This is a genomic window from Alkalihalobacillus bogoriensis ATCC BAA-922 (genome assembly GCF_000621445.1).
In the GTDB taxonomy this organism is placed as follows: Bacteria; Bacillota; Bacilli; order Bacillales; family Bacillaceae_F; genus Bacillus_AO; species Bacillus_AO bogoriense.
In genome coordinates, this window is the sequence record NZ_JHYI01000013.1 from 54,187 (window position 1) to 79,502 (window position 25,316).

The window sequence follows — 25,316 nt, forward strand, 5'->3', positions numbered from 1 at the left end:
TGTCATCGTTTGTTACGGACATCTGTTCCGCTATTTCAACTAAATGGCGTGTTTCGAGGTTGCATTCGGACATCTGTTCCGTTACTTTAGGAAAATGGGCTAGTTTCCTAGCTACATTTCGTGTAATAGCGGAACAGATGTCCGATAACAAATAGAAAAGGCATAGTTTTCATGAAATAGCGGAAAAAATGTCCGAAACGGAAATACATAACAAAAAAACTGACCCCACTGTTCATCGTTCCAACAGTTTGGAGTCAGTTTTTCTTATGTGAAACGAGCAACAAGATCACGGACTACGGCTTCTCCTTGATCAATACAATCAGGTATTCCTAGTCCTTCATATGAAGCCCCTGTGATCATAACACCTGGTAATGTTTGTTGTACTGCCTTTTTGGCTTTTTCCACTCTCTCTTTATGACCCACAATATATTGTGGCATTGCATTTTCCCATCTTGTAATTTGATAAAACAATGGGTCACCTTCGACTTTAATAATTGAGGATAAATCTTCAAGGACTTTCTTTAAAATCTCATCGTCTTGTTCAAATACGATTGCTTCGTCTCCAAATCGCCCCACATAACAGCGGAGTAAAGCGTATCCTTCTGGTGCTGTATGTTTCCACTTTTTGTGGGTCCAAGTACAGGCTGTAATGTCGTAGTCTCCTTTTTTTGAAACAACAAAGCCTGTTCCATCCAAATCTTCCTTTATCGCTGATTCTCGGAAAGCCATCGCGACAGTGGCAACGGATGTGGATGGCATATCAGCGAAACTATTCATGACATTGTATTGTGACAGTAGTGAATGAGTGACTTGATGTGGTGTCGTGAGCACAACATAATCAAATGTTTCCATGCGACCGTCTGATAATTGTAGTTCATACGTGTCATTATCTTTTTTCTTAATGTGTTGCACTGATGCATTTTTTTCAATCGCATCTTTTTTTAAGTGATATTCAATCGCATCGACTAATGATTGAAGCCCACCTTTAAGTGACAAAAACATGCCCGCTTTTTTCCCTGTATTTCGTTGTTTTGTTTTGCCCTTTTTCATCCCTAAAATTAAACTGCGATGCTTTTGTTCGACTTGATGAAACTGTGGAAATGTCGCCATTAAGCTTAACTTATCAATGTCTCCTGCGTAAATCCCTGAAAGCAGTGGTTCAATGAGATAATCGACAACCTCATCTCCTAACCGATGACGGAAAAACGTGCCTAATGATTGGTCCTCACCAGCATTCCCTCTTCTCGGTAAAATTAAATCTGCCGCTGCTCTTACCTTTCCTACCGGACTAAAAAGATTCGTGGTTGCAAACGGTGTAATTTCAGTTGGAATGCCCATGACAGAGCCACCAGGAATAGGGAATAGCTTTTTCTCTTTAAGAATATAAGCCTGCCCCGTATCATTGTTAAGTAATTCTTTTTCAAGCCCGACTGCTTTCGCAAGTCGAGCTGCACTTTGTTTCCGTTCTAAAAAAGAATCAGGTCCTTTTTCAATCACAAATCCATCTGTATAATCGGTTTGAATTTTTCCACCTAATCGATCAGACGATTCATATAACTTATATTCAATCGGTAAGCCTTTGGCTTCCATTTCTTTTTGTAAATAAAACGCGACTGTTAATCCTGTAATCCCTCCACCGATAATGGCAACCCTTCGCTTTTCCCCATTCACTTTAATTTCCTCGGACTTTCTCAACTTGCTGATCCACAACAGTGGCTAAGCAGTTAATAAACTCGGGTTTGGCATTGGGCATCTCAGGTCTGAAATAACTGATTCCTAGTTCATCAGTTACGACTTTACACTCATAATCATTGTCATATAATACTTCTAAATGGTCTGCGACAAAACCGACTGGGCAATAAACAAAAGCTGTATAGCCTTTTTCATTGTATAAATCTCTAGTTAAATCTTGAACATCTGGTCCAATCCAAGGGTCTGGTGTATTTCCTGCACTTTGCCACCCAATTGTGTAATGTTTAATATTCGCTTTCTCAGCAATTAAATCTGCTGTTTCTTGTAATTGGTCTGGGTACGGGTCTCCCATTGAAATAATGCGCTCTGGCAAACTATGTGCGGAGAATACAACACATGTTTTTTCTACGTCAGCAACTTGTTCCATCGTTTTATTAATTTGTGTTGTCCAATAATCTATAAACTCTGATTCATTATACCAGCTATCAATCGTATAAATTTTCGGTCCGCTAATTTTCTCTGATTCTTCAACTGCTCTCCCGTTATATGACTTTACACTAAACGTAGAATAGTGAGGGGCAAGAACGATACTAATTGCTTCTTCGATTCCATCTTCTTTCATTTGATGTACTGCATCTTCAATAAACGGCTCAATATGCTTTAAGCCTAAATATACTTTAAAATCCAAGTCACTATGGCGTTTGTTTAGTTCTTCTGCGAGCTTGTTAGCTTGTTCTTCCGTAATTTTAGCAAGTGGACTTATTCCACCAATCGCTTCATAGCGCTCTGTTAAATCTTGAAGTGCTTCTGGAGATGGCTTTCTGCCATGCCGTATATGAGTGTAATACGGTTCAATTTCTTCTAAACTTCTCGGTGTCCCATAAGCCATAACTAATAATCCGACTGTTTTCTTCATTGCTATCACCTCTACCTAAGATTTTGCTGTATATTCATGAACAAATGCTGTCAATTTCTTTAACGTATCTGGATTAACTTCAGGGAATACACCATGACCTAAATTAAATATAAATCCAGGTGTTTCCATACCAGCATCTAATATTTCTTTTGTTCTTTCTTCGATAACTTCCCATGGCGCTAATAAAATCGCAGGGTCTAAATTTCCCTGAACAGTTTTATGAACTCCTTTAGCTCGTGCCTCTCGGATCGGAAGTCTCCAATCAAGTCCAACAACATTTAGGTCTAATTCATGCCACTCTTGAACTAAGTGACTTGCACCGACACCAAACATAATTAATGGGACACCTTCTTTTTGAAGTTCAGAAAAAATTCGTGTCATAATCGGTTTTACAAATAAACGATAGTCTGCCACATTTAACGTGCCTACCCATGAGTCAAAGATTTGAATGGCTTGTGCGCCAGCTTTAATTTGTTCTTTTACATATGTAATCGTCATATCGCCAAGTTTGTCCATTAAAAGATGCCATGCTTTAGGCTCTGCATACATAAAGGCTTTTGTTTTGTTATAGTTTTTTGAAGGGCCTCCTTCAATCATATAGCTTGCTAAAGTAAACGGTGCTCCACTAAAACTAATAAGTGGCACTGTTAACTGTTCTCGCAATAATTTTATTGTGTCTAAGACATAAGGAACATCTTCTTTCGGATTAATCGTGCCTAGTTTTTCAACATCCGCTAAGGAGCGAATCGGTTCGTCAATCACAGGACCAATGCCTGTTTTTATTTCAACATCAACTCCGATTGCCGGTAATGGCGTCATAATGTCTTTGTATAAAATTGCTGCATCGTTGTTATATTGGTCAACAGGTAATTTTGTCACATAAGCACAAAGCTCAGGTTGATGTGTAATTTCAAACAACGAGTATTTTTCTTTAATTTCTCTATACTCTGGTTGCGACCTTCCAGCTTGCCTCATATACCATACTGGTACATGACTTGTTTCTTCTTTTCGACAAGCTTTTAAAAAATTATCATTAAATGGTTGATTCATTATTACACCCCTTCTACGTACATTGCAATCTGTTTACTATTGTAATCGAATCGAACTAAAAAATCATTTTTCTACTCTTTCTTACTATAAATATCTCGACTACATATGTATAGCTTAGCCAATAAACTGTCATAAAATCGCTAAAATCTTAAGAACTGGAATGCTTTTTTCTTGATCTTTTAATGTAAATTGGTTCTAGTAAGAAAAACGCGGCAGCGTCTTTTCGTATCAAGCGAAGTGCGGAGCCCTACTCGCTTTTGACAGTGAACCCCAAGTGCTCTTCTTGGGGTAAAACGCGCAGGTGCGTAGCCTTCGCTCTTCTAGAATAAGCTTTCAAAGCTTCAGCGCTAGACCAACATTTTTATTCTCCCTCATTTAGTTTTTCTCATTTTTGCGGTCAGAGCAGCCGTTATTTGTGAACATGATACGGGTTTCCGTTTTTTAGCGGCCACAGGAGCGCTTATTCACGCAAAAGCCACTCTATTCCTAGCGATATATTATGATTAACGTCTCCTGTGTCCTCCAACGTTCCAAAACGCTAGCAATGTTCACAGATAACGGTTTTCATGGCCGCTTACTTCCCATAAACAATCGCTAACGGATAAACCCGCCCAAGTGTTGAAGGATTCACTTGGGGCTTTTCTTGCTTGTCTCATACTACTCCAAGTCCCTCATTCATTCTAAGAATGTATTAGAGCAATGTTATAAACAAGTCGACTATTTTAAAATTTCCTTATAGAATAAGCTCTCAAAGCTTCATTGCTATAGCAAATTTTTTTCCTTCCCCCTCTTACGAGAAAGAACCAAAAGGTATAGGGCGACATTTTAGGTCGGGAGACGCTCGTTGCTCGCCATTCAGAAGTACACTGAATGGCTTTAAGAGCGGGCAACGGCTTTCCCCCTCTTACGAGAAAGAACCAAAAGGTATAGGGCGACATTTTGGGTCGGGAGACGCTCGTTGCTCGCCATTCAGAAGTACACTGAATGGCTTTAAGAGCGGGCAACGGCTTTCCCCCTCTTACGAGAAAGAACCAAAAGGTATAGGGCGACATTTTGGGTCGGGAGACGCTCGTTGCTCGCCATTCAGAAGTACACTGAATGGCTTTAAGAGCGGGCAACGGCTTTCCCCCTCTTACGAGAAAGAACCAAAAGGTATAGGGCGACCTTTTGGTTCTTTCTCTAAAACCCGAATTTTCTCCAGGAGATGGTGATTTGGTTTGAGGGGTCACCTTCTCGTTCGGTTTGAGGGTTGTATGGGACGACGATATAGTCTGGGATCGAGAATGGGTTGATTGAGCCGATTGTTACTTCTCCAACGCCAGTAACGGTTGTGACAAGCTCTGTTTCTTCTTTTGTCACTTCATATACATTGTATTGTAGTCTCTCATCACTTGATGGGGTCCATTGGAGTTGGACACCGACAAAGCCACTTCCTCTAAATGTAAGGGCTCCTTCAAGGTCATCTATCGAAACAAAATGGATTGGGTCGTCTAAGTCTTGTAATCCATCTGGCATAGAAAAGGTATAACTTTTTCTTGTATCATCTACAGAATCAATGACATCTTTAAACAGTGCCGTCGGATAAGAACTTCCTCCTCGTAAATACGTTGTTGGAGTTGTCGCATCATACCCCATCCAAACCGCACCTACGACATTTTCTGTATATCCGACAAACCACGCATCGCGTATGCCACCATCCACTTCATCATATGTTGTCGTTCCTGTCTTTCCGGCAACGGCTTGACTTGTGCTTCCGTTTTGTCCTGTTCCTGATGTGACGACTGATTCTAGCATTTTTGTCATATACCATGCTGTTTGTTTTGAAAAGACAGATGTTTCTTCATGGACCGCTCGTCCCACTAATTCTCCATTTGCATCATATATTTCCTCGATAAAGTAAGGGTCAACGACTTTCCCTTCTTTTGCAAAAGCTCGGTATGCTTTTGTTAGTTGTAGAGGGCTGACCCCCTCTGTTAATCCTCCTAAAGCAACCGCTAAACCATCATCTTTTATACCAACACCTAATTGTTCTAAATAAGAATGGCTATGTTTCACACCAAGTTCATTAAGTAACCATACAGTTGGTGCATTTAATGAATGCGTGACAGCATCATACATCGTTACCTCACCTTGATATTCACGGTTGGCATTTCTTGGCGTATATCCATCATATTCAATTAATTCATCTTTTAATATCGAATAAGGATTCAGCTGTTCTTCGAGTGCAGGTCCAAATACAGCAAGTGGTTTAAATGCTGATCCTGGCTGTCGTTTCGCATGGACACGATTTAACCCTTTTGCTACATAATCCCGACCACCTTGTACAGCGAGAACTCCTCCACTATCGACATCCATCATCACAACCGCACTTTGCGCATCTTCATTGCCATTTGGAAAGTATTGATTTTGCCGTATCAGCTCAAACGAAGCTTCTTGTAACTGTTTGTCCATTGGTACAATAATCGAATACCCACCAGCAAACACTTCTTCATTTGACAAGTGATAGCGTTGTTCCGCCTCGTCTAACACCATATCAATATACGTTAAGAAAGCTTCATTTTTACTAACGCGATTCACATTTAACGCAACAGTTTTCCCTTGGAGTCTTACAACTTCCTCAGCGGTTAAATAGCCTCGATTATGCATGACATTTAATACAACATCACGTCGTTGCTGACTTTTTTCAATATCATTAATTGGAGATAGGGTATTTGGAGCTTTTGGTAAACCAGCTAGTAACGCCCCTTCCTCGACTGTAAGCTCACTTACATCTTTATTAAAATATAATGTCGATGCCGCTTGAATACCGTAGGCACCATGACCAAAATAAATCCGATTTAAATACATTTCTAGCAATTCATCTTTGCTATAACGACGTTCTAAATTCATCGCAATAATAACTTCCTTTGTTTTCCGTAGCCATGTTTTATCATGCGTTAAAAACGTATTTTTCGCCAGTTGTTGTGTAATCGTACTTCCGCCTTCTACTTTAGCACCTGCTAAAATATCACGGTACAACGCACGACCAATCGCGCGAAAATCAATGCCTTGATGTTCATAAAATCTCGCATCTTCTATCGCAACAAACGCATCTTGCACATGTTCTGGAATATCATGAATGGAAGCTACTTCACGATTTTCAATAAAAAGTTTCGCTAGTTCTTCCCCATCTTCACTCATAATTTTTGTCGTTGAATTCATGACAAGCATTTTATCGTCAATGACATAGTCGCCAGAAAAAAGAATGGTTAAATATAAAGTTAAGCTAAAAAACATTCCAGCAAGAATGGTTGTCCCTACTAGCAGTTTTTTCTTCATTGTCAAGGAAACCACTCCTTCTTTTTTAGTCTTAGTTTTATTATAGTATAGTTTTCTCTCCCCTACAAAATGTCACGAAAAGTTTGTAGAATTGTATCGATTTATGCACTGTTGTCTTGGAGTCTTTTTTCATTTTTATTATAAATATATAATCCCCATCCGCTTGCAATCATAAGCATCATCAACCAGGCTATTGCGTAAACACTCGGAATTCCAGCACCAAACTCGAGTAATATATAAACAATAAGAGGACCAAGAGATGCCCCCGTATCCAAAAAGATCGTGTACCATGTAATGACCCGATGTTGATTATAAGTTTTCGCAATATCTGTTGTTATCGCATCAACTAACGTTGTAAGTGCAGTCGAACAAACCATTGTCAGCACCACAATAAATACAAAAACAAAAAATGGTGTGTGAAGGGGAATGAGAATAAAGCCAAGGGACCCGAATACTAGAAAACTAATAAACAGTGGAAACCGCCCATATTTTCCGTCTGACCATTTTCCGACTTTCACAGCTAAAAATGGTTCCCACACCCAGCGTATTCCTTGCAAAACACCTGAGACAGCAGCAACACCAATACTCACACCAAACAAAAAGACTTCCTCTGTAAAATGTTCAAACATAACTAGACTGATTGTAGAAGCGAACAGTCCTTGAATGATAAACGCTAGTAGCATTCCACTCGTAATAGCCAATAAAACAGGTTTTGTAACAATTGAATTCTCAATTTGCTTCATTTCTATTACCGACTCCGCGTTTTCTCGTTGTTTTACAGGAATGTATATTAGCGTAAGAGGTATACTGACGATCATCACACTAGCAAACAATAGCGCTGTAAAAGATAAACTAGTCAAACTCACACAAATTCCTCCGACTACCATTCCTCCTAAGCTTCCTAAACGGTATAAACCATTGTACCTCCCCATTAATTCACCACGGTTTTCGTTTGTTGCCGTGTCAAGAATCAAGAAAAAACCACCAAGGCGAAAGAATGACCAAGCAAGTCCCCACACAATACGTAACAAAATCCAATACAATAATCCTTGAAATACTCCATATCCAACTGTTGTTACAATCGCTAACACAACAGAAATTAAAAAACCTGTTCGTAGTTGGATACGAGCATATATAAAACTAACGAATGGGTTTAGCGGAATGCGGACTAGACGATTTAGAGATAAAATTAGCCCAACTTCCCACATCGATTGCAATCCGACATCACGGAAGTAAATCGGTAATGCCACATATAACATCGAATCCGCTAGTAAACAAATCGCTGTTACTAAAGCGCAAACATCAATCGATTTATTATTTTTTATTATCATGTTCTGTTTTTTTTGTTTTATCATGAGTGAGCTCCTCTACATCAACATCCTTTTATTTTAAAAAATAGATGTAAAAATTCTGTTACACCATGATAAAAAAACGTTTTGATTGTTTCGGACATCTATTCCGCTGTTCTCGAAAATACTCCCTTATTTCTAATCGTATCGGACATGTGTTCCGTTATTTTCCAATTTTTCAGCGATTTTCTCCTATTTTTTGCCCACTAGCGGAACATTTGTCCGAAAATAATCTATAACTAGCCAAAAGCAAATTAAAGGAACAGATGTCCGCTAAGGTTTTTGACAAACAAAAAAACTACTCGACTCATAACGGGTTCAGTTTTGGGAGAGAAAACAACAAATAGCATTAGAAACGGCGTACGAATTAGCAATGAGTTTGTACGCTTATTTTTTATTGCCACAACAATGATTGGTTAGAATTAGCCCTGAAATTAGCAACCCTTTTATCAAGAACCCATAAACTTATGTCCTAATACCATTTCATATGCTAAATGATGTGCGGTTGCTTTATTAATAATTCAGTGCGCATTAAACTTTGTGGAAATTATGGGATTTAATGTTAAGATAAGAATAAGGACATTCCTTGGTCAACGGGGAGTTTACTTTAACAAGATAGCCACAATGAAATTGAAATAGTGGTTTGACTAACAGAGCTTTTATGGTTTTATGGGGAGTTGTTTAAATGCTAGAGGTTGTAAAGAACAATGAACTAATTTTCATAATTATATATTGTCTAATCATATTGTGGATTAACTTAAGCTTCATAAAGGATTTTAAATATTTAAAAAAAGGATTAAATGAAATTTCTTCTGAAAATGAATTAGATATTAATCCAAATTCCATATCTTTAATGTTATTTAATTTCATGTTTATTTTTTTCCGCAGATGGATGATTTATATTCTTGCAGTATTAATCACTGAGAACATATTCGTGCTGATTCTTACAGTTGTATTATTTGTAATAAGTTTATACGATAGCTTGTTTAATTACAGTTTAGAAAAGATAAAAAAATCGAACGTTGGATTTTACTTGGCGGTTTTGGACACGATATTCATTTTCATTTTTGTCATTTATCTTTTTGTTGTTTAAACTATTCTTCTTTTACTAACGGAGCGTTTATTCAAACAAGGAAAAAAAAATGAGTAAAAAACGCACAGATAAATCCTGTGCGTTTTTTGTATGCTAAATGGCGTGTTATTGCTTTGAGATTTTAATGTTAAATTTAACACGATTTATTTAAGCTGTGAACTTACGGCTTCCCTCCCAGAACCCGTTTACTCGACTCAGCAGGTTTTATTTCACCAATCCATGACGGTGTGCGTATATGGCAATTTGTGTACGATCTTCTACACATAATTTAGCTAATATGTTACTAACATGTGTTTTAACTGTTTTGATACCGATAAACAGTTCATCGGCAATTTCTTGATTTGTTTTCCCATTTCCGACTAAGCAAAGAACTTCTAGCTCCCTAGGTGTTAATTCTTCATGCGGATTTCTTACGGTCTGTTGTCTCATTCTTTGCATCATTTTGTTTGTCACTTTTGCTTCAACAATCGCCTCGCCTGCATGAGCGGAACGAATCGCTTCAGCAATTTCATTTGCCCTTGATGTTTTTAATAAATAACTAAAAGCACCTGCTTCGATGACAGGATATACTTTTTCATCATCGATAAAACTCGTTAAGACGATGACTTTCACATCAGGCAACTTGGCCGTTACTTGTTTTGTTGCTTCAATGCCATCCATTTTTTCCATGACTAAATCCATTAAAATGACATCTGGCTTTTTATCAACGGCCATTTGGACACCTTCCAAACCATTGGAAGCTTCACCGACGATATCGATATCCTCTTCTGTCGATAAATACGTACTTAAGCCCATCCGTACCATCTCGTGGTCATCGACAAGCAACACTTTAATCATGTTTTTTCTCCTCCTTGACCGCATGAACTAACGGGACTTTTGCTTCGACTTGTGTTCCTTTTCCAGGAACAGAGATGATTTCAAGCACCCCACCTATTTCGTTTACTCGCTCTTTCATCATTTGTAAGCCGTATGAAGAGCTTTTTTGGGTTGCCGTATCAAATCCAATTCCATTATCGATAATTTTTAACCGCAGCTGTCCACGCATTTCACGTAACTGTAATTCAATTCGCTCTGCTTTAGCATGTCGTAATATATTTGAAACCGCTTCTTGAACTAAACGAAACATATGGTCCTCAATTCCTTTTGGAATGTTCGATAACGGTTCTATTTTCCATTCTATTGATTGACGATGTTTATGCTTTAACTCTTGCAATAAATCTTCTATTCCTGTTTTTAAATTTTTCCCTTCAAGATGCGCAGGTCGTAAGTGTAGCAATAACGCTCTCATTTCAGATTGAGCGGTTTGCGCCATTTTTTCAATCGCTTCGATTTGTGAAAACACTTTACCTTTATTTTTCTCTAATGTATGTGGCAGGGCAGCAGTCATCATGGAAATCGCAAATAATTGTTGACTTACCGCATCATGTAAATCTCTGGCTAAACGTTGACGTTCTTCTCCAATTGCCGTTTGTTTAATCGTTTCCTGCCATTCAGCTCGTTCTGTCGATAATCGCTGCAACGAACCGATTTGTTCTTCTACTCTACTTATCATTTCATTTAATTGACTACTAATTAAACCAACTTCATCTTCACCTAAAGTCGGAAAACGATAGGAAAAATTCCCTCTCTCAATTTGAACTGTTCCATGTAAGAGAACATCTAAACGTTTTTTTAATTTATTTCCTAACACATATCCATAAATGGCACCAACGAGTATACAAATAATTGGTAGGATGATTAGCATCGGAATGCCTACAATTCTCTTATCAAACACTAACGCAAACCCTAACTCTTGCCCAAAGGTAAGAATAAAGACAAAGAAAATCCCGGTTAATATGCTAATTGATATGGAATTACGAATAAGTTGCCACTGAATACTAACTAGTTTGCTTTTTCTCATATTAGACATACCTCACGTCGATATCACCAATGAATAGAGAAAGAATGATTTTCACTCGGCGTTGTGCTTGTTTATATCCTTTTGTTGTGACTGATAAGTTTCGGTTAAAGCCACTTTGGTTGTTTTCAAAAACATCTAACTCTCCAATAGACACCATCGCTTGTACAGTGACATCTAAATCATCGGGAATGTAAATATCAATATCTCCAATCCACCCTTGAACAACAACGACCGTTTCTCCCTCAGGAATAATAGCTTTTGATAAGTCTACTTTTATATCACCAATGCCGTTTCGAATCGTCATATCTTGAAGTTCAAACCGACTTAATAAATGCAAATCACCAATCAACGTACTGCGAAATGTTGGTGACGTAAATGTTTTTTTCTTATCGCTTTCTTCTCTGTCATGATTGCTTTCTTCTCTTTGTACACGAGTTTTTTCTTTTATTGTTTCGATTTGCTCGTCAATTTCGATTTCTAGGTCTCGTTCAAAATCGGTTTCTTCAGAATGATATGGCGACTGTTGTTCTTTTTGTGGTCCAACTAACAATCGATAGCCAAAATAAATAAACACAGACGCGATCATAATCCCAGCAATATTAATTCTGAAAACATTTTCAAAAAGGGCGATAATCCCGATAACAACGAAAATTACACTTAACACTTTATGTCCTTTTGAATGAAAATAAAGTCCAAGAAAAAGAAAAATGAGGGGACCAATAAAACTTCCGATATGAATGTTAACATTGAGTGTATTTAATAACGCAATGACACCAATACCGATAATTAAAATTCCAAGAAAGCCTTTTCGTGAAAGTTGCATGTCGCCCCTCCTTTCGCTCGTCCTTTTTCACGTTTACTCAATGTTAATGTCTCCGACTGACGTTGAAACCTTAACTGTATACTTTGCATCATTTACTGTTCCTTGCACTTTTCTTGTGCTCGAACGATCTGATGTTATCGGGAATCCAATTGAAATATCACCAACAGATGAAGAAGCATCTAATTCAAACGAAGGAGAAGGAATGTTGATTTTAATATCTCCTGCACTTCCTTTAAAATCAATGTTATGGTTTTCATCCTTAAAATTTACGATTAAGTCCCCTGCAGTATTTTTGCCTGTAATTGCACCTACAAAATTATCAAGGCGAAAGTCCCCAGCACTTCCTTGTAATGTAGTTTCCACTGTTTCGAGATCTTTCATTTTTACATCGCCTGCTGTGCTTGCTGCCGTTACATAATCAATTTTTCCGCTAATATTGTCAATATCGCCTGCTGTGGTTTTAACAAATAACTCTTTTAATTCAATCGGTTCCTCTAACACAATACTACCCACTGTTGTTGTTACACTTAGTTTATCTTCATATTCCTTTGGAATGAAAATATCAACAGTTTTCATACTTCTTCCAAACGTAATCCACTGTTTTTCTTCCGATACTTTAATGATTAAAGTTGATCCTTTTTCTTTCGCTTCCACTTTGTACTCATCATCTCTGCTACTGTTGACATTGATAGTTAGACCATCTGCCTCAACTGGGGTAATCGTAATATCTGACACCGTACTTTCGACCTTAATTTCATTCATTTTTGAGACATCATAGTCTAAGATTTCTTCTGATGCTGTTGTCGTTTGACTTGAAAATGAAATACCTAATGCTGATATACCTATAATAATCCCAATGACAACAAGAATCACACCAAATATCCTTCTCATGGAGGTTGCCTCCTCATCTTTTCACTTCCACCATTTTACTATAAGTTTCTAAAACCGAATATGTTTTTCTTAAAAATTATTAAGAGAAAAAGAGAATAGGAAACAAACAGATTGTCTCCTATTTACTCTATTACGACTGTGACGAAAATTTCTCCTTTAATTGCGAATATTCACTTTCAATATCGTCAGAGTAGACAGCTGCTTTGTTATCGTCAAACATGTCATGCATGTTTTGAGTTGCTTTTGTTCTCACTTCCATTTCTAGGATTCTTTCTTCCATTCGAGCAAAGCCTTGTTGAGCTCTTTCATTACTTAACTGCGTCATTTGTGTTTGCAGCGTTTCTTTTGTTTTTACCGCATTAGCCCTTGCTACTAAAGCCATCTTTTTATCTCTCATTTCCACGAACTTTTCTTTCATCGCGACTAATTGCTCTTTTAGTTCTGCAAGTTGTTCATCGTTTTGTTCCTCAAGCTGTTTGTATTGTTCACTTTTTTCTTGATAGTATTTTTTTGATACTAGCGCTTTTTTCGCTAATTCTTCTTCCCCAGCTTTTATCGCTAATTCTGCTTGTTTTGTTCGTTTTTCAACTTGCTGTACTGCTTCTTCGTATTGTTTACGGAACCCTTCGCCAAGGACCAATTGTTTCGTAACTGCTTTTTCAGCTTTTTTAATTTCAGCTTCACTATCTCTTAAATATTGATTTAACATGACAATAGGGTTTTCTATTTGATCCAGTCCTTCATGAATTGTAGCCACCGTTAAATCGCGAATTCTTCTAAATACCATTGTAATTCCTCCTTAATTATGTTTTTCAATAAATTTTTTCCACTCATGTTCAAAAGCATCATCTGTAGCCATGCTCTCAAAACTCGGTTCCATCACTTCTTCTTTTGCTACTTTCTGATTTTGTATCCCTTTATCTTCACGCACTAACGAGTACCCGAAGTAGATAATAACCGCTGCGATAAGAATTCCTCCTATCATATGTGCTTTCCCAATTAAAAGTAGGATTCCAAAGATTAAAATGATGGTGCCCATAACTTTCGAGCCATTCGTCTTTGCGTGCTTTCTTTTTGAGAACCCCCATAATATAAACAAACCTGCAATGAGTAATCCGATTACTCCACCTAGATGAATTCCTAATGTACTTAAGAAGAGGTTTGCTCCTATTACGATTAATATTGCTCCAAATACAACTTTCCCTGTCCAGTTCATGTTATCGCCTCCTTTTTCTTAACTTACCTTTATTGTAAACATCGAGCTAACAATCGATAACGAACATGAGAATGGTTTTAGTCTCCGTCTCGAGGATGATTTAAAATCCGTTTTAAGACCTCAAATGTGATTATTTCCTGAAAAATACTCATTTGATTCGCTAAACGGACATGTTATTCGGTATAATACGCATAGAGTAACTACAAGAGAGTTCACTACGACAAGGAGGTTGTCATATGGGAGAAGTTACGATTTGGTTAGCCTTTTTAGCAGGCGTTGTTTCGTTTTTATCCCCTTGTGTTTTCCCGCTTGTTCCTGCGTACTTAGCGCAATTAACAGGTTCAACGGTTTCCAATAATCAAATCCAAGCAAACCGAGGGATTATCCTTTCAAGAAGTGTCGGGTTTATCATCGGGTTTACGATTGTCTTTTTATTACTCGGTGCTACATCGACTTTTATCGGTCAGTTTTTTGCTGAAAATCGGAAATTAGTCGAACAAGTCGGCGGTATTATTATTACGGTGTTTGGGTTACAAATGGCTGGGGTCATTTCAATTCAAACATTACTACGCGAAAAGAAAATTTCTCATTCACCGAAAAAATCTGGAAGCTTCCTTGGTTCAGTGTTATTAGGCTTTTTATTTGCAACAGGCTGGTCACCATGTATCGGGCTCGTTCTCACGGCGATACTTACTTTATCTAGCACTGCTGAAACGATGTTTCTTGGCATGTCATTGTTATTCATTTATTCAATGGGGTTAGGACTTCCATTTTTATTAGTCGCCCTCATTTGGTCGCGTTCCTTAAATAAAATGAAAAAAATCAATCGGCATCTTCCTACCATTCAAAAGGCGAGTGGGTATATAATGGTTGTATTAGGGATTTTGTTATTCACCGGTCAATTTTTTGTCATTTCAGCTTATTTATCACGGTTTATTCCTTTTGGCCTTTAAATGACATACCGCTAAATAATTTATAAAAAGAGGTGGAAGCTTTTGCTTGAACAAAAACTAGACCAACAGCTTGATGAATTTTATCCAACGATGGTGAAAATGAGACGTCATCTTCATCAACATCCAGAGTTGTCATTCCAGGAAGTAGAAACACCCGCTTACATCGCTAAATTTCATAAAGAATTAGGCAATGATGTCCGTACTGGTGTAGGTGGACGTGGCGTTGTAGCAAAAATGGTTGGTGGAAAGCCTGGAAAAACAGTCGCTCTTCGGGCAGACTTCGATGCTCTACCGATTCAAGATGAAAAAGATGTAGAATATAAATCAAAAATTGATGGCGTTATGCATGCGTGTGGTCATGATGGCCATACTTCCAGTTTACTCGGATTAGCAAAAGCTTTACGTGAAATAAAAGAAGAAATCAGTGGGACCATCGTATTCATTCATCAACATGCTGAAGAATATGCCCCTGGTGGAGCGATTGAAATGATTAAAGATGGTTGTTTAGATGGCGTCGATTATGTGTTTGGAACGCATTTGTGGGCAACAGAACCACTAGGAAAACTTCAATACCGGACAGGACCTGTTATGGCGGCTGCTGACCGTTTTCACATTGAAGTGCAAGGCCAAGGTGGTCATGGTGCCATGCCACATTTAACAAAAGATGCGATTGTGATTGGTTCACAGCTCGTTACGAATTTGCAACAACTTGTCAGCCGCCGTGTCAACCCATTACAGTCAGCTGTATTATCCATTGGGGCGTTTGAAGCAAAAAATGCGTTTAACGTTATCGCGGATACAGCGACATTAACAGGCACTGTTCGCACCTTTGACGAGGATGTCCGGGCTTTGATGGAAAAAGAGATTCAAAGAGTTGTGGACGGAACATGTATTGCTGCAGATGCAACAGCCAAAGTCGATTATGTAAGAGGATACCCAGCAGTTGTCAATCACTATGAAGAAACAGAAGCACTAGCTCAACTAGCACCTTCTGTTCCTGGTGTTGAGCTTGTTGAAGAAATGGAACCACAAATGGGTGGAGAAGACTTCGCTTATTATTTACAACATGTAAAAGGAACATTTTTCTTTACAGGCGCGCAAAATCCAAAATGGGAGTTTGCATATCCACATCATCATCCTAAATTTGACTTTGATGAAAGAGCTATGCTCATTTCAGCAAAAACATTAGGCCGGCTTGCGCTTCAATTTACTGAAAAAGGGTAATAGGTTAATTCAAGGAGTTTAATGAGACTTCTAACGGACGTATGATCCGTTAATTGATTGAAAACGAGCCTTTTGCAAATGTTTATGGACATTGGTTCCGGTATATATGATAAATGCTCTGTTCTTTTTACTTTTTTGGGCTATTAGCGGAACTGATGGCCGATAGAAATCCAAAAAGGGTTGTTTTTCATGAAATAGCGGAACAGGTGTCCGGTATAATTGAACACACGACAAAAGCATGCCTTCTCTAAAAAACGGCCCCGGAAGCATTCCGGGGCCGTTTCATTGTTGTTACACTTTCAACGGGACCCAATCTTGAAAAACCGGTTGGTATCCTTTCTGTTGTAAATCTTGTACGATTTCTTCAACTGACCTCTTGTCTGAAATTTCAAATTGTGGTGTTGCCTCTTCTTCTCGACAATGCTCTCCTACTATTGTTGACGAGTCCGCAGACATTTTCGTGACACCTAAAGGAATAAGATCCGACCGTAACTTAGCCCGCTCACGCGTCGAAAGTGTAATTCCTGTATGAGGTAAAAATAAACGTAAAGCTAACAAACTTTGAACAAGCGCTTTGTCATTTACATCATACCTCGGCTTTTGTCCTCCAAGATGCGGACGCAATCGTGGGAATGACACATTAATATCGACATCAAGATATTTTTTTTGTAAATAATTCGCATGGGCCCCTGTAAAAAAAACTTCACTTCGCCATTCTTCTAAACCAAGCAAAGCTCCAATTGTAACGGTTCTCATTCCGGCTTGGCAGCCTCGTTCTGGTGCTTGCAATCGATTTTGAAAGTGACGTTTCGGACCTTTAATATGATAATCTTTATAAGCCGTTTCATTGTATACTTCTTGATATACAGTTAATCCATCAACTCCTGCATCCACCAATTCCTTATACTCCTTTTCTTCAAGCGGATTTATCTCAATAGCAATCGAAGAAAAATATTGTTTTAAAATAAAGACCGCTTCCTTTATATAAGAAACAGGAGTATGAAGTTTCGATTCCCCAGTCAACAATAAAATATGCTTAAATCCTTTATCTGCAATAAGCTTTGCTTCTTTATCGATTTCAGAAAAAGTTAATTTTTTACGTTCAAAATCGTGTATAATACTAAAACTGCAATATGTACAATGATTTACACAATAGTCAGCCACATACAAAGGTGTATATAGGAGCATCGTTTTCCCAAAAGAATGAATCGTTTCTTCATGTGCACGAATCGCCATTTCTTCAATCCGTTGCTCAGCCGCTGGAGAAAGCAAGGTTAAAAAATCAGCCATATGTAACGTTTCTTTTTTTAATACATTGTCTACATCTGATATCGTTTGATGATACATCTTCTTACGAACGGTATCTGCATTGTTTTTTTGCAAAAAATCATAAAAGGTCAAAACAATATCACTCCTGTCCGTTTGTTAAAAAGCCTGTTAGCGGTGAAGAAGCTATCGCTTTTTCTCTTGTTGGTGCCATACCAGCTAAATATGCTTTTCTTCCTGATTGAACAGCTAACGCAAATGCTTCAGCCATTTGGACTGGATTGTTAGCTGTAGCAATTGCCGTATTAACTAAAACAGCGGCCGCCCCTAACTCCATCGCTTCCGCTGCTTGTGATGGTTTTCCAATACCAGCATCCACAATAATTGGTGTCTTGCACTCTTCGATTATAATTTTGATTAAATCTTTTGTTTGTAATCCTCGATTTGTTCCAATTGGAGCTCCCAGAGGCATAATAGCAGCGGCTCCTGCTTGTTCCAACTTTTTGGCTACCATTAAATCTGGATTCATATAAGGTAAAACAATAAATCCTTCTTCAACTAACATTTTCGTCGCTCGAATCGTTTCTTCATTATCAGGCAGTAAATATTTTTGGTCAGAAATCACTTCAATTTTAACCCAATTGCCCATCCCAGCCGCTCTCGCTAATCGAGCGATTCGAACTGCTTCCTCCGCCGTCCGTGCTCCTGATGTATTTGGCAATAACAGCATATGTTTTGGAATGTAATCGATAATATTTCCGTATTTCGCTGTTGGGTCCACTCTCCGTAATGCGACCGTGATGACTTGTGATTTTGATGAATCGACAACATCAGGAATGATTTGTTCATCTCCAAACTTCCCTGTTCCAATAAATAATCTACTTTTTAAAGACACGCCACCGATTTGAAACATGTCTGTCATATTCTTCCCTCCCTATTTTTAAAAGCAACAAAGCTAATCTTTTTAACTCTAGCATATTACTAGTGAAAAGAATGTGAAAAATATCACATATAGACCAAAAAAGTAGATTGCTAGAAAAGCAATCTACTTTCAAATTATAGTTTTTAACCACCACACGTACGATGTCCTTCAACACGAAGCGTTTCAGACATATCGCCAAGTAACAAAACAGCTGAATTCCATTTCGTCAGAACAGTGGCAAACCACTCCTTATTTTAATACAGAATGAACAGCTTCCCAAAACTCTCGGTCTTCTTGTCCCATTCTCCACATTGATACTCCTGCTAGATTATATTGTTCCACTAGCTTTGTTTTCGCTACAATACTTGCTGTGTTTTCAAACCAAACAATATGTTTGTCACCTGCTTCATCGATATATTCAAATGATGGGCTTTGAGAGCTCGCTTGCCACTTCACATCTGCATTATGCTTAGATTGAAGCGCCTTGATTTGTTTCCATGTTAGCGCTCTATGACCTGTTCCTTTTGTAACATTCCAATCATAACCATAAGCTGGCAAACCAATTAATAGTTTTTCATTAGGCATTGTTGATGTCGCATATCGAAGAACTGACTCTACCCAATCTACGCCAGCCACAGGACCTGGTTGTCCCCATGACCCATGCTGGTCATATGTCATAATTTGAATATAGTCTGCTAGATTTCCTAATGTAGGAAAGTCAAATGTTCCTGACCAAGCCCATGTTGGACAATCACAAGTTTTTGCAGGTACAGACACCATTACAGGATAACCATTTGCATGGAACACCTCAACAGCTTCTTTTACGAATTGATTAAATAAAGAACGATTTGATGCATACATATTTTCAAAGTTTAAGTTAAGGCCTTGATAGTTTTCCGTTCTCACGACGGTTAACATATTTTGAATTGTTGTTTGACGTAAAGCTTCACTTTGTAATACGTGCTGAGTTAACTCAGGGTCAAAATGATTTTGAAATGTCGCATATGAAGTGACATTCGATTGGTTTGCAAACTGAACTCCTTCTCGTGGGTAATACCCCGAAATCGTTCCATTACGATTAATATCAAACGTCGCTGTTGCAATCGTATTAATTAAATCATGATGGTCAACGAGAGACTGATAGGAATTACGGTCTGTTTCCCAGTATTTTGTATAATACCCGAGAATCATTAATGGCTTCTTCTTTTCTTCCTCTTTAACTTCTACCTCTTGCGTTGGTATAAGTAATGTTTGACCAACAAAAATCATATCCGAAGTTAATCCATTGAGTGCTTTAATTGTCTCAACTGTAGTGCCAAATTCACGAGCTAACAAAAACAACGTATCACCCGATTTTACCGTATAAGTAAACACGGCACCAAACTCAGGCTTAACCGGTTCTTCTAGAGGAGGCTCGTCCTTAATTGGTGTAGGTTCTTGAATGGGTTCAACAACTGGATCTTCTTTCTCTTCTTGAATCGGTTGTACTTCTTCTTCAACGATTGGCGTAAGATTATTGTTGTTATTACCATTTCCATTTCCGGAGTTTCCTCGTACTTCCGTGCTATTTCCTCTACCATTATTCCCTTTTGAAGCTTCAACTACTAGACTCGTAGATACGAAACTAAATAATAAAATAAAAACAAAGAAAAATATCCCCATTTTTTTCATTCAAATGTCTCCCTCTCTATGATTTTATAGTAAAACCTTTATATATAAATTATCGGTCAGAGTGGGGGGAATTTGTTCTAGTAAATTCAACCAAAAAACGTAAAGTCCCTAAGTTGATGCTTAGTAGCTTCATCGTATTGGACATCTGTTCCGCTATTTCATGAAAAACAAGCCTCTTTACATTTTCTATCGGACATACGTTCCGCTATCGGGCCAAATCAACCATAAAAACAGTCCTTTTCACAAAGGTAGCGGATCAGATGTCCGTTAGCTTTGTGAAAATGCTAGTTTTTATTAAAATAGCGGAACACATGTCCTTAACACAACACATCAGTCTCTTCACTACTCCCAGTTACCCGGTAGGAAACCTTTTGTAATTTTATGTAACACTTTTCCTAAAAGTATTTTGCAAAAAGAAATCGTTATTACAACAATAATAAAGAAAATGAAATATTTGAAGAATAGATGTGAAAATTGCCCAGCGATCCAATTTCCTGCAAAGTAAATCCCTATAAACGCGATAAAAACTGTAACAATATAAGAGAAAACGACAAAAATCATTTGGGACATTGATAACCTTTTTATAATCTTGCTATTTTTCTTCAAAATAAAAATCGCAATAACAAACCCAACTGCAAGTAAAATTGAATCTAGCATCTTCCTATCTCCTTTGCCTTCTAACATCCAAGTATCATTTCATATTCATCCGCTTTTATCGTAACACTATTTTCTAGCCCTTTAAACAAACACTAGATAAAAAATTGACTTTTGTGCTTATCGATTTTAATATTGTAAAAAAATACCTTATAAGGGGAGCTTATGAAACAATCAATTTGGAAACAAACTGACTTTTTAAAAATGTGGGGCTCTCAATCCTTCCAATCACTCGGTCATATATTACTTCTTGTTTTAATTATGACGCAAATTTATTCTATGACTGAATCAGTGTTTGGAGCAGCTGCCGTGCTAGCGTTAATGTCGGGAGCCGCATTTATAAGCGGGTTACTAGCTTCATATTTTATTAATCATTTTTCTTTAACAAGACTTCTTTTTTATATTGGCTGGGGAAGAGGAATCTCAACTGTGATACTAGGTTATCTCCTCCTTGCTGAAGGACAAAGCACTTTGTTCCTTATTCTCATCGTCTTGTTTTTCTCTTCTTTTATCGGCGCTTGGTATCAACCAGCAAGATTCGCCTTGCTTCCGCTTGTTGTTTCTAAATCACAATATATGAAAGCGAACGGAACAATCACATTAGTCCATCAATTAATCATAACAGCGGGCTGGGGAATTGGTGGGCTCATGGCTGTATTTGTTCCATTCCCAGCTATTATCGGAATAACAGCTTCTTGTTTTATACTGTCAGGAATATTAATTAAGTTAATACACCTTACTATTGATACCAAATCCGTGAAAGTCGACTCTAAGGTAGACCATGCCTGGAAAAAAATATTTCATATTCCGATTATTAGAACGATTACTTTGATGGACTTTATTGAAGGGTTGGCAAATGCGATTTGGGCTTCTGCTTTATTATTAGCTTTTACGACCGTTGTGTTAGAAAAAGGGGCTGAATGGTGGGGAGCACTCAATGCAGGCTATACTGTCGGAGCGATGATTGGAAGTTTACTTGTTATTTCCGGATTGAAACTATTAGAGCGAAAAATTGGATTAATGATCGGTTTATGCGGATTATCGATGGGGATTTTTACATTCCTTTTTGCATTATCTCCGCATGCACTACTTGCGGTTATCGTTTGTGTTCTTATGGGGCCAATGTATTCCATTAGGGATATATGCCAAGAGACTGTATTACAAGACATTATGAACCCTTCCGAACGAGCGAGTGTGATGGCCGCTCGTAATGCCATCATTGCCCCTTGGACAGGGTGTACTTTCTTAATTATGGGATATTTAGCCGATGTACTTGGTATACAAATGGTCTACTTTTTAGCTGCGGCATTATATTGTATAGCATCAGTTATTGCCCTTCTTCACCCGAGTCTTAGAGAGTATACATACAAAGTAGAGCAAGAAATACGAGCATAACAAACAACGTACACGGCAATGCCTGTACGTTGTTTTCCTTTCATCTTGCTTTCACTTCCAATATCCGGTTCCGATATCCATTCATTGCCGTTTCGCCTAAAACATCAAGAAAATGATAATTCGCCGCTGCCCCAACAATGGCTCCAAACCCTGGAATGAGCTGCAACATTTTAACTAAATCGATATGATCCCGGTACTCAAGCTGAAACTCTTTCCAATTTACATTTTCTAAATATTTCTTTTCATCTGGTAGAGTGGAAGCGTAATTTTCCCAGTCTGTTATAATGCGGTACACTTCTTTCTTCTTTTCTTCACTTGAAAACGCAAGTTGAAACAAATAAAGAATATACAAGCGTTCTCGATAATCTTTCACATCAAATCCGTAACAGTTTGCTGCTTCAAATAAAAATTTCATCTTTATTCCGAGCAGTAGTGGAAAGTCTGCCATTCCTAATAAAATCCCACCTGCCCCTGTACCTGCTCCTTCGATGGCAGCTGTTCTTTTATATGTTACGATCGCTTGTCGCACTCGGCTTTCTCTTTCTTGTAAGCTCTCATCAATTATCTTTGGTGTTTTTGTTGTATATTCAGAGCCCACAAGTGTTGCATGAACCATGTTTTTTATACTTACTGTTACGACTTCATGGATTTTCTCTGGAATATACGAGTTCATTTTTTTTTGAATGGTTTTCGCAACTTTTTGTGACATCGATTGGTTTTTTACCATTTTTCGATGCCAACGCAATAGCTCCTCTTGGACGATGTCTTCATACGTAATTTGCTCCACCTCCGTTATGTTGCCACTTTCACTTTCCGAAAGACTAAGGAATAACTATAAAAATAACTAAAAACCGCTCCTAGTATAAAAAGTATGAGAAGGTGCACAAAACTATCTCCAATTACAAATAAAAGCAAGGAAAAAATGACGGTCTTTATGAAAAGTAACGAAAACAAAAGCTTTGAAAAGGCTTGTTTCTTTTCCGACTCATCGATAGGATATAAATCGACCCATATCTTCATATCGTAGTGCTTCCAGAGCGTTGACATTTGTAGGCCAGACATATAAATAAACAATAAAAATAGAAGGACTCGTCCTATTCCTTCAGGAATGACAAACAACAACACACCCCCAACGACAAGTAATCGAATATAAAGGCCAAAATAATCATTCGCGCGTAGGAATGTTCGCGTAAACAAATAAAGAAAACTTGTTTTCTTCTTAAACGGGATGCTCCTGAGGACCCATTGCATCCATACACGACGTTGCACTTTATTTTTTAGTTTTGGTACATCTGTAAATGTATTGGCGACTCGGTAAAATAAAGTGAGCATTCTTTCTTCTTCCTCAAGCAAATGCTCCCATTTTATACTATGTTTCTTTTCAAAATGGCGATAGTAAAAAAAATAGAGAACAAACAATAACGCTACGATAACAGCGATATACATCACTTGCGCTCCTGAAAAAATCAAGAAAGTAAACGCAGCATTTACAACGATTCGAAGCATTTGATGCCAAAATCGTTCACTTTTGCTTTGCAATCGTTGCTCTTCCCAACTACACAGCACATTCCACACTTTAGCTACCATGAGCAAACCAATCACACTGTACACGGCACCTTGTTGTGTATTGACTCTTTCTGTAAATAATGGTGATAATACAATCATAACGACGATGAGTGTACAGCTTTGAAGTACAACCGAATACATAATCGATGAGCGAAAATAAGATGAAAGCTTAGCTTCAAGTGGCGTGATAAACACAATATCTCCTTGCTTTACAAAGGTTCGAACCGGACTGCGTGTGAGCATAAATGTAAAGACAATGACAAACACATAAACAGCAGGAAATTGAGGCGGTAACCAATCAAGCAACACACTATAATAATATCCGCCGATAATGAGCAATAAATATATCGTAAACAGAAACCCACTATTTCCAATTAATCGCAAATAGCGAATCGCCATATTCCAGTAGTCTTTGACGCGGACACTCCATAATGATTCTACGCTCTTCATTGTACTTCATCCTTTGTCATCTCGATGTAAATATCATCAAGTGTTGCTTGGGGTGCACCGATGGATTGTCTCATCTCGTTAAGTGTTCCTTCTAATACTATTTTTCCTCGGTGTAAAATGATAAATCGGTCACAATACCGTTCAGCCGTCGCTAAAATATGAGTTGACATTAAAACCCCGGCACCATTAGCTTTCATATTCGATAACAAATCAAGAAACGACTTAATGCCTAGTGGGTCAAGGCCAACAATCGGCTCATCGACTATGTATAACGGTGGTTCTACTAAAAAGGCACACATAATCATAACCTTTTGTCTCATTCCTTTAGAAAAATGACTAGGAAACCATTTTTTCATAGCTTCCATTTTAAATTCTTTTAATAACACTTGTGCTCTCTCTTTAAAGACATCTTCTTCTAACCCATACGCCATTGCCGTTAATTCAAGATGTTCCCATAACGTAAGCTCATCATATAAGATTGGAGTTTCCGGAATAAACGCAAACGTTTGTCGATATGTATGTTTGTCTGCTAAAAATTGTTGACCGTTTATCGTGATTTGTCCTTCTTGAGGTTCCATTAATCCTAATATATGTTTAATTGTCGTACTTTTCCCGGCACCATTCAGGCCAATTAAGCCAACAATCTCAGCTTTATTTACCGTAAAGTTCACATCATGGAGCACTTTTCGTTTCGCATGATATCCACCTGATAATCCACTAACTTCCAATATTTTCTCCATCCTATCGTTCCTTCCTCTCATCTATGTTTATTCCATTGTAACAAATTTTTACTGTTCTTCCTAAACTGACGTATCTGTATAAATCGCACCTTCCCACGTTTGTTTCGGACATCTGTTCCGTTATTTTCAACAATCTAGCTTTATTTACGATCACTTCGGACATACGTTCCGTTATTACACCAAAAATGGGCTGATTCCCCCCGAACTCAGCTATTTAACGGAACCTA

Annotated in this window: 21 protein-coding genes; 3 read left to right on the top strand and 18 right to left on the bottom strand. The window is 37.9% G+C overall.

Annotated elements, in window-relative coordinates; all coding sequences use genetic code 11:
- Positions 1–264: 264 nt before the first annotated feature.
- The 11 genes from hemY to T323_RS26120 form a co-directional block, all read right to left on the bottom strand.
- Positions 265–1,695 (bottom strand): protoporphyrinogen oxidase, encoded by a 1,431-nt coding sequence (gene hemY / locus T323_RS0106055; RefSeq protein WP_245613693.1) that lies wholly within the window; start codon positions 1,693–1,695, stop codon positions 265–267.
- Positions 1,673–2,608: a ferrochelatase gene (gene hemH, locus T323_RS0106060; RefSeq protein ID WP_026672473.1), complete on the bottom strand. Its 936-nt coding sequence runs from the start codon at positions 2,606–2,608 to the stop codon at positions 1,673–1,675. The genes hemY and hemH overlap by 23 nt, the downstream gene beginning before the upstream one ends.
- A 15-nt stretch (positions 2,609–2,623) precedes the next feature.
- Positions 2,624–3,658 carry a uroporphyrinogen decarboxylase gene (gene hemE / locus T323_RS0106065; protein WP_026672474.1) on the bottom strand — a complete coding sequence of 345 codons (1,035 nt, stop codon included), beginning with the start codon at positions 3,656–3,658 and terminating at the stop codon, positions 2,624–2,626.
- Between the two features lie 1,179 nt (positions 3,659–4,837).
- Positions 4,838–6,976 (bottom strand): transglycosylase domain-containing protein, encoded by a 2,139-nt coding sequence (locus T323_RS0106075; RefSeq protein ID WP_026672476.1) that lies wholly within the window; start codon positions 6,974–6,976, stop codon positions 4,838–4,840.
- 101 nt (positions 6,977–7,077) lie between these two features.
- Positions 7,078–8,331 (bottom strand): MFS transporter, encoded by a 1,254-nt coding sequence (locus tag T323_RS26110; RefSeq protein ID WP_051556402.1) that lies wholly within the window; start codon positions 8,329–8,331, stop codon positions 7,078–7,080.
- A gap of 1,291 nt (positions 8,332–9,622) precedes the next feature.
- Positions 9,623–10,255 (bottom strand): response regulator transcription factor, encoded by a 633-nt coding sequence (locus T323_RS0106090; protein ID WP_026672478.1) that lies wholly within the window; start codon positions 10,253–10,255, stop codon positions 9,623–9,625.
- Entirely contained in the window at positions 10,248–11,318 is a 1,071-nt protein-coding gene (locus tag T323_RS0106095) for a sensor histidine kinase (protein WP_026672479.1), read from the bottom strand. The genes T323_RS0106090 and T323_RS0106095 overlap by 8 nt, the downstream gene beginning before the upstream one ends.
- 1 nt (position 11,319) lies before the next feature.
- Positions 11,320–12,141 carry a cell wall-active antibiotics response protein LiaF gene (gene liaF, locus T323_RS26115; RefSeq protein WP_051556403.1) on the bottom strand — a complete coding sequence of 274 codons (822 nt, stop codon included), beginning with the start codon at positions 12,139–12,141 and terminating at the stop codon, positions 11,320–11,322.
- A 33-nt stretch (positions 12,142–12,174) separates the two neighbouring features.
- Complete coding sequence (locus T323_RS0106105; RefSeq protein ID WP_026672480.1) at positions 12,175–13,032, bottom strand: DUF4097 family beta strand repeat-containing protein; 858 nt, start codon at positions 13,030–13,032, stop codon at positions 12,175–12,177.
- A 130-nt stretch (positions 13,033–13,162) separates the two neighbouring features.
- Positions 13,163–13,819: a PspA/IM30 family protein gene (locus T323_RS0106110; RefSeq protein ID WP_026672481.1), complete on the bottom strand. Its 657-nt coding sequence runs from the start codon at positions 13,817–13,819 to the stop codon at positions 13,163–13,165.
- Between the two features lie 12 nt (positions 13,820–13,831).
- Positions 13,832–14,248 carry a LiaF transmembrane domain-containing protein gene (locus tag T323_RS26120; protein ID WP_051556404.1) on the bottom strand — a complete coding sequence of 139 codons (417 nt, stop codon included), beginning with the start codon at positions 14,246–14,248 and terminating at the stop codon, positions 13,832–13,834.
- A 236-nt stretch (positions 14,249–14,484) separates the two neighbouring features.
- Here T323_RS26120 and T323_RS0106120 point away from each other — a divergent pair, with 236 nt between their 5' ends.
- Both T323_RS0106120 and T323_RS0106125 read left to right on the top strand, forming a co-directional pair.
- A complete protein-coding gene (locus tag T323_RS0106120; RefSeq protein ID WP_026672482.1) occupies positions 14,485–15,201 on the top strand; it encodes a cytochrome c biogenesis CcdA family protein in 717 nt (238 codons plus the stop codon).
- Positions 15,202–15,291: 90 nt separating this feature from the next.
- Positions 15,292–16,425, top strand: coding sequence for a M20 family metallopeptidase (locus T323_RS0106125; RefSeq protein WP_051556415.1), 1,134 nt, complete (start codon positions 15,292–15,294; stop codon positions 16,423–16,425).
- Positions 16,426–16,716: 291 nt separating this feature from the next.
- Here the strand turns inward: T323_RS0106125 and thiH are convergent, their stop codons facing one another.
- The 4 genes from thiH to T323_RS0106145 form a co-directional block, all read right to left on the bottom strand.
- Entirely contained in the window at positions 16,717–17,826 is a 1,110-nt protein-coding gene (gene thiH, locus T323_RS0106130) for a 2-iminoacetate synthase ThiH (RefSeq protein ID WP_026672484.1), read from the bottom strand.
- A gap of 7 nt (positions 17,827–17,833) precedes the next feature.
- Positions 17,834–18,613 carry a thiazole synthase gene (locus T323_RS0106135; protein ID WP_026672485.1) on the bottom strand — a complete coding sequence of 260 codons (780 nt, stop codon included), beginning with the start codon at positions 18,611–18,613 and terminating at the stop codon, positions 17,834–17,836.
- Between the two features lie 249 nt (positions 18,614–18,862).
- The gene (locus T323_RS26125; RefSeq protein WP_051556405.1) at positions 18,863–20,284 is read right to left on the bottom strand and encodes a glycoside hydrolase family 18 protein; all 1,422 of its coding nucleotides are present in this window, start codon (positions 20,282–20,284) and stop codon (positions 18,863–18,865) included.
- Positions 20,285–20,626: 342 nt separating this feature from the next.
- Positions 20,627–20,941: a hypothetical protein gene (locus tag T323_RS0106145; protein ID WP_026672486.1), complete on the bottom strand. Its 315-nt coding sequence runs from the start codon at positions 20,939–20,941 to the stop codon at positions 20,627–20,629.
- 162 nt (positions 20,942–21,103) lie between these two features.
- Here T323_RS0106145 and T323_RS0106150 point away from each other — a divergent pair, with 162 nt between their 5' ends.
- Positions 21,104–22,333, top strand: a complete 1,230-nt coding sequence (locus T323_RS0106150; RefSeq protein WP_051556406.1) for an MFS transporter — start codon at positions 21,104–21,106, stop codon at positions 22,331–22,333.
- Positions 22,334–22,373: 40 nt separating this feature from the next.
- On the opposite strand, the gene T323_RS0106155 is transcribed toward T323_RS0106150, so the two are convergent.
- Genes T323_RS0106155 through T323_RS0106165 form a run of 3 tightly spaced genes read right to left on the bottom strand, consistent with a single transcriptional unit; the run spans position 22,374 to position 25,089 of the window.
- Positions 22,374–23,120 (bottom strand): EcsC family protein, encoded by a 747-nt coding sequence (locus T323_RS0106155; RefSeq protein WP_308417644.1) that lies wholly within the window; start codon positions 23,118–23,120, stop codon positions 22,374–22,376.
- Positions 23,121–23,125: 5 nt separating this feature from the next.
- Positions 23,126–24,349 (bottom strand): ABC transporter permease, encoded by a 1,224-nt coding sequence (locus T323_RS0106160; protein ID WP_026672489.1) that lies wholly within the window; start codon positions 24,347–24,349, stop codon positions 23,126–23,128.
- The gene (locus T323_RS0106165; protein ID WP_026672490.1) at positions 24,346–25,089 is read right to left on the bottom strand and encodes an ABC transporter ATP-binding protein; all 744 of its coding nucleotides are present in this window, start codon (positions 25,087–25,089) and stop codon (positions 24,346–24,348) included. Before T323_RS0106165 ends, T323_RS0106160 begins: the two co-directional genes overlap by 4 nt.
- Between the last annotated feature and the right edge of the window lie 227 nt (positions 25,090–25,316).

Excerpts from the sequence above, each read along its gene's own strand:
- hemH (WP_026672473.1), bottom strand. The coding sequence starts at position 2,608 with ATGAAGAAAACAGTCGGATTATTAGTTATGGCTTATGGGACACCGAGA.
- hemE (WP_026672474.1), bottom strand. The coding sequence starts at position 3,658 with ATGAATCAACCATTTAATGATAATTTTTTAAAAGCTTGTCGAAAAGAA.
- T323_RS0106075 (WP_026672476.1), bottom strand. The coding sequence starts at position 6,976 with ATGAAGAAAAAACTGCTAGTAGGGACAACCATTCTTGCTGGAATGTTT.
- T323_RS26110 (WP_051556402.1), bottom strand. The coding sequence starts at position 8,331 with ATGATAAAACAAAAAAAACAGAACATGATAATAAAAAATAATAAATCG.
- T323_RS0106090 (WP_026672478.1), bottom strand. The coding sequence starts at position 10,255 with ATGATTAAAGTGTTGCTTGTCGATGACCACGAGATGGTACGGATGGGC.
- T323_RS0106095 (WP_026672479.1), bottom strand. The coding sequence starts at position 11,318 with ATGAGAAAAAGCAAACTAGTTAGTATTCAGTGGCAACTTATTCGTAAT.
- liaF (WP_051556403.1), bottom strand. The coding sequence starts at position 12,141 with ATGCAACTTTCACGAAAAGGCTTTCTTGGAATTTTAATTATCGGTATT.
- T323_RS0106105 (WP_026672480.1), bottom strand. The coding sequence starts at position 13,032 with ATGAGAAGGATATTTGGTGTGATTCTTGTTGTCATTGGGATTATTATA.
- T323_RS0106110 (WP_026672481.1), bottom strand. The coding sequence starts at position 13,819 with ATGGTATTTAGAAGAATTCGCGATTTAACGGTGGCTACAATTCATGAA.
- T323_RS26120 (WP_051556404.1), bottom strand. The coding sequence starts at position 14,248 with ATGAACTGGACAGGGAAAGTTGTATTTGGAGCAATATTAATCGTAATA.
- T323_RS0106120 (WP_026672482.1), top strand. The coding sequence starts at position 14,485 with ATGGGAGAAGTTACGATTTGGTTAGCCTTTTTAGCAGGCGTTGTTTCG.
- T323_RS0106125 (WP_051556415.1), top strand. The coding sequence starts at position 15,292 with ATGGTGAAAATGAGACGTCATCTTCATCAACATCCAGAGTTGTCATTC.
- T323_RS0106135 (WP_026672485.1), bottom strand. The coding sequence starts at position 18,613 with ATGACAGACATGTTTCAAATCGGTGGCGTGTCTTTAAAAAGTAGATTA.
- T323_RS26125 (WP_051556405.1), bottom strand. The coding sequence starts at position 20,284 with ATGAAAAAAATGGGGATATTTTTCTTTGTTTTTATTTTATTATTTAGT.
- T323_RS0106145 (WP_026672486.1), bottom strand. The coding sequence starts at position 20,941 with ATGCTAGATTCAATTTTACTTGCAGTTGGGTTTGTTATTGCGATTTTT.
- T323_RS0106150 (WP_051556406.1), top strand. The coding sequence starts at position 21,104 with ATGAAACAATCAATTTGGAAACAAACTGACTTTTTAAAAATGTGGGGC.
- T323_RS0106160 (WP_026672489.1), bottom strand. The coding sequence starts at position 24,349 with ATGAAGAGCGTAGAATCATTATGGAGTGTCCGCGTCAAAGACTACTGG.
- T323_RS0106165 (WP_026672490.1), bottom strand. The coding sequence starts at position 25,089 with ATGGAGAAAATATTGGAAGTTAGTGGATTATCAGGTGGATATCATGCG.